Below are 8021 nucleotides of genomic sequence, written 5' to 3'. Positions count from 1 at the left end.
GCGTATGACGGCACACCACGCGGCCATGCCGTATGCGGAGGCAAATTCAGGGTCGAGTTCGATGGCTCTGTAAAACAACTGAAGAGCGTTCGCGGTGGATTCCCTGGTCAACTGGTGGAGGCTTGCTATCCCGCGCAGATAGTAGTCGTAAGCGTCAAGGTGTTCGGTCGGCTTGCGCTTGGCCCGCTCGATCTCTGCCTGTTCCAGCTTCGGAGCGATCGCTCCGACGACGCTCCGGGTCACTTCCTCCTGCAGATCAAAAACATCCTCCAGCCCGCCGTCGAAACGGTCGGCCCATAGATGTGCTCCCGTTGTCGCGTCGATAAGCTGACCGGTGATGCGAACCCTGCTCGCCGCCTTGCGGACGCTCCCTTCAAGCACGTAGCGCACACCAAGCTCGCGTCCGACCTGCTTGATGTCCACGGCCCGGCCCTTGTAGGTAAAGCTCGAGTTGCGCGCGATGACGAACAGCCAGCGCGTGCGGGAAAGCGCGGTGATGATCTCCTCGACCATGCCATCAGCGAAGTAGCCCTGCTCGGGGTCGCCACTCATGTTGTCGAATGGCAAGACCGCGATGGACGGTTTTTCGGGAAGCGCTAGCATATCCTTTGTGGAGAATACCGAAGTGGGTTTCGCTCGACTGACCCGATAGGCGCGCACCGCTTCCACGATGTTGTGGACCTGATGGCTACCGAGATCGGTGTAGCTGTAGTCTAGTTTGCCTTTGACCTGCTCGTAGACGTTGCGCGCGACGCAGATGCCGCCCGGTTCTGCAAGCTTCTCGAGCCGCGCGGCGATGTTCACGCCATCACCGTAGATCGTATCGTCCTGCGCGATCACGTCGCCCAAATTCACACCCATGCGGAAAGCCATGCGCTTGTCTTCGGGCAAACTTGCATTGTGAGCGGCCAATCCCTCCTGGGCTTCGACCGCACACTGCACCGCGTGGACCGCGCTGGCGAATTCGACAAGAAGGCTGTCACCAGCCGAACCGACGATGCGTCCGCGCGACTCTTTGATCTTGGGCTCGATAACTTCGGCGCGAAGCCTCTTCAGATGCGCAAGCGTGCCAGCCTCGTCGGCTCCCATGAGACGGCTGTAGCCGACGACGTCGGCTGCAAGGATTGCGGCAAGGCGTCGCTCCATGCTTGTGTCCCGGCTCTCCCATAGATCGCTCCGACTGGCGAGCGTAGTCTAGTCCTACCTCCAATGCGAGCGTGCAGTGCCGGCGCCAATAACCGGCGACCTCGCTAGAGGTCGCGTTTAGCCAGAGAGCCGCCGTTACGTATAGACGATCGGCATACTTGTCACTCAGGCAGCCCGGCCTTGCCCCCCTGGAAGGACACATCGCCGTTTGTGTCGCAGTTCAGACCCGAAGCGGCCCCAGGCGGAACGGATCTAAATGCAGCGGCCCTCCTGAGTCTGTGCTATGTCGGATAGGGAAGGAGGGGCAAATGAGCGAGACCCGCAAGCTTGCGGCAATCCTGGCCGCCGATGTCGTGGGATACAGCCGACTGGCTGGCGTGGACGAAGATCGGACTCTCGCGCGCCTGCGGGCGCTCCGCAGCGATCTGGTTGATCCTACCATCGCGGTACACATCGGACGCGTGGTGAAACGCACCGGTGACGGAGCCCTTGTCGAGTTCCGTAGCGTGGTCGATGCCGTCCGATGCGCTATCGAAGTGCAGAATGCCATGCTTGAACGAAATGCCGGAGTGCCGCCTGATCGACGTATCGAGTTCCGGATCGGCATCCATATCGGCGACATAGTCGAGGAGAGCGACGGTGACCTAATGGGCGACGGTGTTAACATTGCTGCTCGCCTGGAAAGCATTGCGGAACCAAGTGAGATTTACCTGTCAGGTGCGGCATATGAGCAGGTGCGCGACAAGCTGAAGGAAGAATTCGAGGATCTCGGCGACAAAGAACTCAAAAACATTGCACGGCCGGTGCGAGTCTATCGCGTGGCCTTCGACCGTCACATCGCAAGCGTGTCGACAGTGCCCGATCTGTCCGGCGGAAGACTGGCGCCGCCCGACAAGCCGTCGATCGCCGTCCTGCCCTTCCAGAACATGAGCGGCGACCCCGAACAGGAATACTTCGGCGACGGGATCGCGGAGGACATCATTACCGCCTTATCCAAGCTGCGGGGCTTCTTCGTTATCGCGCGCAATTCGTCCTTCGCGTACAAAGGCAAGGCGCCAGATATCCGTCAGGTCACGCGCGAGCTTGGTGTTCGCTATGTACTGGAAGGCAGCGTTCGCAAGGCGGGTGAGCGACTGCGGGTAACTGGCCAGCTTATTGACGCGGCCAGCGGCAATCACATCTGGGCAGAGCGCTACGACCGCCCCGCCTCTGATATTTTCGCAGTGCAGGATGAGATCACTCACAGCGTTGTCGCAGCGATAGAGCCGCAGATTTACGCAGCTGAACGCCTTCGCCTTCAAAGTAAGGCGCCTGAGAGTCTCGATGCGTGGGGCTGCGTCGTACGAGCAATGCCTTATATCTGGACATGGGTTATTCAAGACGAGGACACTGGCATCAACCTCCTGAAGCGAGCTATTGAGCTTGATCCCCACTACGCTCGCGCCCGCAGCCTGCTCGCGTGGGCCTTCGCCACCCGTGTAATTTCCGGCAATTTGGAGTTTGAGCAAGGCATATCAAGTGCCCTCGCGCTTGCCCAGGGTGCGATAGACCTCGATCCCGACGACGCATGGGCCCATTTCGCGGCAGGTTACATATCAGCGTTTTCGAGACGATTTGGGCCGGCGGTGGAGGAACTGAACGAGGCACTGCAGCGTAACCCGAACTTTGCATTCGTCCACATAATCTTGGGGGTAGCCTACGGCTATGCGGGGCTTGCTGAAGATGGCCTCCGCCAGCTCGAAATCGCACGACGACTGAGTCCCCTTGATCAAACCCAAGCAGCGAATCTTTCGGTGGAGGGTCTTTGCCATCTGGTCGCCGGCCGTTACGCCGAAGCGGTAAGAGCTGAACGTCGGGCTGTACTGATGAGACCAAACTTTGGAACCGCTTGGCGCACACTCACAGCAGCCGCAGGACTGGCCGGTGATCTGGAAATCGCACGTCAAGGACTCGTCGAATGCAAACGGCTACAGCCGAATCTCAGCATCGATTGGGTCGAAAAATACCACCCACTGATACGGTCACAGGACCGTGCCAGATATATCGAAGGCCTACGACGCGCAGGCCTGGAATAATGACCTGTGAACTGGTTCGTCACTGAAGAAGCTGCTAATATTCGTTCGGCTCACCAATTGGTCCGCAACGCTTGGCGGGTTGATGGCGACAGCTGACGTCGAGGGGACGGCATGCGGATCGCAATGATGGGAGCGGGCGGCATTGGCGGATATATCGGCGCCAGGCTAGCCCAGGCAGGGGGCGACGTGAGCTTCATTGCTCGCGGAGCGCACCTTGCGGCAATGCTCCAGACTGGTCTGAGTATCCAGAGCGACCTCGGCAGCTTTGTTCATGCGCCTGTATCCGCGAGCGGAGCGGCGGTTGATATCGCGCCTGTGGATCTGGTGATTTTCGCTGTCAAGCTCTACGACAGCGAGGGGGCGGCTGCATCTATCGCACCCCTCGTGGGGGTCAACACGCGCGTCGTTACGCTGCAAAACGGCATCGACAGCGTCGAAATCCTTGGTCGTCATCTGCAGCGTGACCGCGTGATAGGCGGCGCCACCTATCTTTCCGGCTTCATCAGCAAGCCGGGCGAGGTCGTTCATTCCGGCGGGCTGCCTCATATCCTGGTCGGCGGCCAACATGATCCTGTCATCGAGCAACTGAAGGGGCTGTGTGATCGCGCCATCGGGCTTGAGCTCAAACCAGTCGCAGACATCGACGAAGTGCTTTGGGAGAAGTTTGTAACGCTTTGCGCCTTCTCGGGAGGAACATCGCTGATGCGCTCTGGCATCGGCCCGATCCTGGCCGATCCGGAAGCACGCATCTTCATTGAACAGTTGAGGGATGAGGGGATGGCGGTAGCCGCAGCGGCCGGCCACCCAATGGCCGACGGGTTCCCGGGCCGCGTCGAGACCAGGTGGTCCGCGTTTCCTCCGCATGTGAAATCCTCGATGGCAAATGACCTCGAACGTGGGAGACCCATCGAGGTCGCGTGGCTTTCCGGGCGCATGCATCAACTGGGAATTGAGTTGGGTGTCGCCACGCCAGGCCACACGGCGGTTTTTCGGGCGCTGCATCTGCATGCACTGGGGACGCAGCGCCAGAATTCCAATCTCTGATCACGCTCATAGCCGAATCTATTTGGAGGACGTCATGGCAGGTTCCTCGAACGAAACAACGTTAGTCAGGGCAGGCGACGACGCTGTCGGCTCCCAGGACATGTTCAACAAGGAACTGCAAACCTATCGCAAGATCGTTGGCGCGAATCTCATGTTCCATCGGGAGGTCTACGGCGTCCTTCGCGATCTGCTTGTCGAGCATGCGCCGGCGTCATTCCGGTTTCTCGACATTGCCTGTGGAGATGCCAGCGCCTCCGCCGCAATGCTGAAGACGATGGCGATCGGAAATTACGTCGGCATCGACTTGTCTGAGGCATCTCTGCGACTGGCGGCACGAGAGCTCGACGGTATGCCATGTCCGGTCGAGTTGCAGTGCAATGATTTCGCCCAGGCCATGGCGAAGTGGTCTGAGCCTGTCGATGTAATCTGGATTGGGATGTCGCTGCATCACCTGCCTGCCACGGGCAAGGCACAGCTGATGCACGACGCCCACCGCTCTCTGGGCGGGAAGGGCATGTTTATAATTTGGGAGCCGGCGCTGTTCGAAGGAGAGGAGCGCTTATCCTGGCTGGCACGATTTTCTTTGCTGCGCGACGAATGGTCGGCAGTTTCAGATGAGGAATTCGCTTCGATGGAAAGGCACATGCGACTTGCCGATTTCCCGGAGACGGTCGGCACATGGCTCGGCATGGGCACGGACGCCGGCTTCTCCCAGGCGGAGGAGATTTTCATGATGCCTAACGAAATGGGTAGGGTGTTTCGATTCTCAAATTGAGTCTGAGCCGAGAATAGCCGCCGTCATCTTCGGCACGACCACACAGAGCTAGGCGACTATTTTGGACGAGATGCGCCGAGCTACCGATCAAAACCTCGAACTCGTCTTGTAAACAGACCGTCGGCTTGCGGCCCCAGCGACATCAGCAGAACATCGCGTGGGGAATGCCACTCGAAGCGCGAGCAGACAACCGATCCAACATCGGCATGCGTCGCCCTTTTTCCCGCAAGCCTGCCACAAGCTTGTTCAGTCATGTTGCGGATAACAAAACCGGCAAAGGGCGGACTTTCTTGGCCATTTCCCCACCCAGCGACATCGTCATGGACGTTGCCCGCGCAGCGGAGCCGGCCGATGTCGAAGCCGCGCGCGCGGCGCTCGCAAGAAGGGCGAATGGCACTTCGGCACCGTTCTCTGTCGATCCGTCCGCCACGGTCGATGCCGGCTCCGTGCTCTCGCGCGCCACTGCCGACAAGGTGGAAGCCGCCAATCCCGCGAAGAAGTTCCAGCGCTTCGAGGCGATGGTGCTGACGACCTTCATCCAGAACATGATGCCCAAGGACGCGGAGGGCGTTTACGGCAAGGGCCTTGCCGGCGACATGTGGAAGTCGCAGCTCGCCGAGAAGGTAGCCGATGTCATGGCCGCGCATGGGGGCATCGGCATCGCCCGATCCATGCTTGCCGACCATTATCTGGATGGCAAGCGCAAGGTGCCGGTCGGCCCCGTTGCCGGCGGACCGCAGAAAACCGAGATAGACCAGCAAACCAGGCTTTCGACCTCGATGGTCGAGGAGCTTGAGCGCAAGGCCGCACGGTCGATGACCGGCGACGACACAACCATAAAAATGGACATCAATATCTAGGGACCTACATGGCCGACCAGACGGACCTTTACAACCTTCCCGCTCGCGCCAATGCATCGGACGCGCCTGCCGCCGCACGACCCGGCAACCTCGCCGCCATCATCGGCCGCATCGAGGAAGTCGTGGACGAGGAGACAGCCGGCATCCGCAGTGGAACGGCCTATGACCTCAAGGCCTCGAACGCGCGCAAGAGCCGGTATCTTTACGAGCTCAACCGGGCGCTCAAGGGCGCCAACGAGATCGAGTTCCTCGAGCAGCATCGCGAGGGCCTTTTGCGGCTGCGCCAGAAGCTGGCCAAGAACGAAGCGGCGATCCTTGCCCATCTCAACGCCGTCAACGAGGTCGCCACGCTTCTGAGGAACGCCATCCAGCGCGCCGATACGGACGGCACCTATTCGGCCGCCGAGTTCGGCATGGCCCGAGCCTGATGGAGATGATCTGGGCGCAAGGAAAGACCCGGTGATAAAGTTTGTCGCCGCCGCGCTGTGGATTTGCGCCGTGACGCTGGGCGCGGTCTTCTATTCCTTCCAGGCGGCCAGCCAACGCGGCGCGGCCGAACCGCCGAAGCCGATGCTGGGCGGCCTCGACTACGTCAAGACCGACATGATCTCGGTGCCGCTGCTGCGCGATGGCACGATCGACGGCTATTTCCTCACCAAGCTCGTCTACACGATCGAGCCGGAGCAGATGAAGAAGCTGTCGGTGCCGGCGCAGGCGTTGATGACCGACCAAGTCTATTCCTATCTCTATTCCAATCCGCAGATCGATTTCACGAAGAAGGAATCGATCGATCTCGACGCCTTCCGCAAGTCGATCCGCGATACCATCAACACCCGCATTGGCGTCGAGCTGGTGCACGACGTGCTGATCGACCAGGTCAACTTCCTCTCCAAGGACGATATCCGGGACAACGCGCTGCGCCGTCGCAGGGGCGCCGGGGAAACCGCGGCGGCAATGACCAAGGCGTTCAAGGCCGCGCCGGAACATTGATCGCCCGGCACGGATGCCTAGCCGCGCTTACCCCTGTTGCGACATGACGCATGGTGACCGCGTTGACGTTTACGTCAACTCGAAGCTATATGCGCGGTGACAGGCGACCGCGCAGGCGCGGCGCATCTACCTCGCCCAGCGGCCAAGCGCCGGTGCGCGTCAACGCAACCAACGAGGAGAACAGCCATGGGCGTTCAGGAGATTGCCGACAAGATCAGGTCGCGCGTGGCAAGCGCGGGCTTCGAGCATTCGGTCAAGTTCGACACCGGCGGCGACGGCGTCATCGTCATCGACGGTGCGACCGTCTCGACCACCGATGCGCCGACCGACTGCACCGTGAAGCTGTCGCTCGACGATCTGGATTCGCTGATCGCCGGCGACCTCAACCCGACCATGGCCTTCATGGCCGGCAAGCTAAAGGTCGAAGGCGACATGACGGTCGCCATGGCGCTCAGCCAGCTGCTCGGCTGATCGTTCGCAAGAAACAAGGCCGCCCATCGGGCGGCCTTGTTTCTGTCGAATAGTAGGCGTCAGGCGACAAAGCCCGGCGCCTGCCCCTTGATCTTGCGGCCGGCGGCCTTGATCGTGCCCTTGACGCCATCCAGCGTGCCGTCCTTCAGCTCCAATGCCAGAAGCCGGTGCCGCTCGTAGGGGCCAGGCATGGCAAGCGTTCCGGTGCGGTCGGCCGAGAAGCCGAACCGTCCGTAATAGGGCGCATCGCCGACGAGCAGGATCGCGCCATGGCCGAGCCGCGCGGCCTCGGCGATCGCATGCCGCATCAGCGCCGAGCCGATGCCGCCGCTCTTCAAGCCAGGCTCGACCGCCAGCGGGCCAAGCAGAAGCGCTGCCGGACCGCCCTCGCCCAGCCTCACATCCCAAAGCCGCACCGTGCCGACGACCACGCCCGACGCATCGCGGGCGACGAAGGCCAGTCCCTCCGAGGGCCGGCGGCCGCGCCGCAGCTTTTCGGACGACTTCTTCTTGCGCTTCGGCCCCATGGCGCGGTCGAGCAGCGCTTCGCGCGCCGTGGTGTCGGCCGCGCTTTCGCCGACGATGACGAAGGCAGGCGCCTCGACGGCCCCCTCGTCCGGCGCGCCGCGCGAGCCAGCCTGTGCCCGCAGGGCAAGGGAG

Annotated in this window: 9 protein-coding genes; 7 read left to right on the top strand and 2 right to left on the bottom strand. The window is 61.3% G+C overall.

Annotated features, from left to right (window positions below):
- Positions 1-1146 (bottom strand): adenylate/guanylate cyclase domain-containing protein (locus EOA27_RS12810; RefSeq protein ID WP_281059416.1); only part of this gene is annotated, 1146 nt, incomplete at its 3' end.
- Between the two features lie 308 nt (positions 1147-1454).
- Here EOA27_RS12810 and EOA27_RS12805 point away from each other — a divergent pair.
- The 7 genes from EOA27_RS12805 (at position 1455) to EOA27_RS12775 (ending at position 7361) form a co-directional block, all read left to right on the top strand.
- Positions 1455-3221 (top strand): adenylate/guanylate cyclase domain-containing protein, encoded by a 1767-nt coding sequence (locus EOA27_RS12805; RefSeq protein ID WP_126081500.1) that lies wholly within the window; start codon positions 1455-1457, stop codon positions 3219-3221.
- A gap of 111 nt (positions 3222-3332) precedes the next feature.
- Positions 3333-4265, top strand: coding sequence for a 2-dehydropantoate 2-reductase (locus EOA27_RS12800; RefSeq protein WP_245466959.1), 933 nt, complete (start codon positions 3333-3335; stop codon positions 4263-4265).
- Between the two features lie 34 nt (positions 4266-4299).
- The gene (locus EOA27_RS12795; RefSeq protein ID WP_189353968.1) at positions 4300-5040 is read left to right on the top strand and encodes a class I SAM-dependent methyltransferase; all 741 of its coding nucleotides are present in this window, start codon (positions 4300-4302) and stop codon (positions 5038-5040) included.
- A gap of 290 nt (positions 5041-5330) precedes the next feature.
- On the top strand, positions 5331-5900 hold the full coding sequence (locus tag EOA27_RS12790) for a rod-binding protein (RefSeq protein WP_245466958.1): 570 nt from the start codon (positions 5331-5333) through the stop codon (positions 5898-5900).
- Between the two features lie 8 nt (positions 5901-5908).
- Positions 5909-6328 (top strand): hypothetical protein, encoded by a 420-nt coding sequence (locus EOA27_RS12785; protein WP_126081498.1) that lies wholly within the window; start codon positions 5909-5911, stop codon positions 6326-6328.
- A 31-nt stretch (positions 6329-6359) separates the two neighbouring features.
- On the top strand, positions 6360-6890 hold the full coding sequence (locus EOA27_RS12780) for a hypothetical protein (protein WP_126081497.1): 531 nt from the start codon (positions 6360-6362) through the stop codon (positions 6888-6890).
- A gap of 186 nt (positions 6891-7076) precedes the next feature.
- Complete coding sequence (locus EOA27_RS12775) at positions 7077-7361, top strand: SCP2 sterol-binding domain-containing protein (RefSeq protein ID WP_126081496.1); 285 nt, start codon at positions 7077-7079, stop codon at positions 7359-7361.
- A gap of 59 nt (positions 7362-7420) precedes the next feature.
- On the opposite strand, the gene EOA27_RS12770 is transcribed toward EOA27_RS12775, so the two are convergent.
- Positions 7421-7945, bottom strand: coding sequence for an N-acetyltransferase (locus tag EOA27_RS12770; RefSeq protein WP_245463442.1), 525 nt, complete (start codon positions 7943-7945; stop codon positions 7421-7423).
- Between the last annotated feature and the right edge of the window lie 76 nt (positions 7946-8021).

The organism is Mesorhizobium sp. M2A.F.Ca.ET.037.01.1.1 (assembly GCF_003998075.1).
Taxonomy (GTDB): Bacteria; Pseudomonadota; Alphaproteobacteria; order Rhizobiales; family Rhizobiaceae; genus Mesorhizobium.
This window is presented reverse-complemented; position numbering and strand designations above follow the sequence as displayed.

Excerpts from the sequence above, each read along its gene's own strand:
- EOA27_RS12805 (WP_126081500.1), top strand. The coding sequence starts at position 1,455 with ATGAGCGAGACCCGCAAGCTTGCGGCAATCCTGGCCGCCGATGTCGTG.
- EOA27_RS12800 (WP_245466959.1), top strand. The coding sequence starts at position 3,333 with ATGCGGATCGCAATGATGGGAGCGGGCGGCATTGGCGGATATATCGGC.
- EOA27_RS12795 (WP_189353968.1), top strand. The coding sequence starts at position 4,300 with ATGGCAGGTTCCTCGAACGAAACAACGTTAGTCAGGGCAGGCGACGAC.
- EOA27_RS12785 (WP_126081498.1), top strand. The coding sequence starts at position 5,909 with ATGGCCGACCAGACGGACCTTTACAACCTTCCCGCTCGCGCCAATGCA.
- EOA27_RS12775 (WP_126081496.1), top strand. The coding sequence starts at position 7,077 with ATGGGCGTTCAGGAGATTGCCGACAAGATCAGGTCGCGCGTGGCAAGC.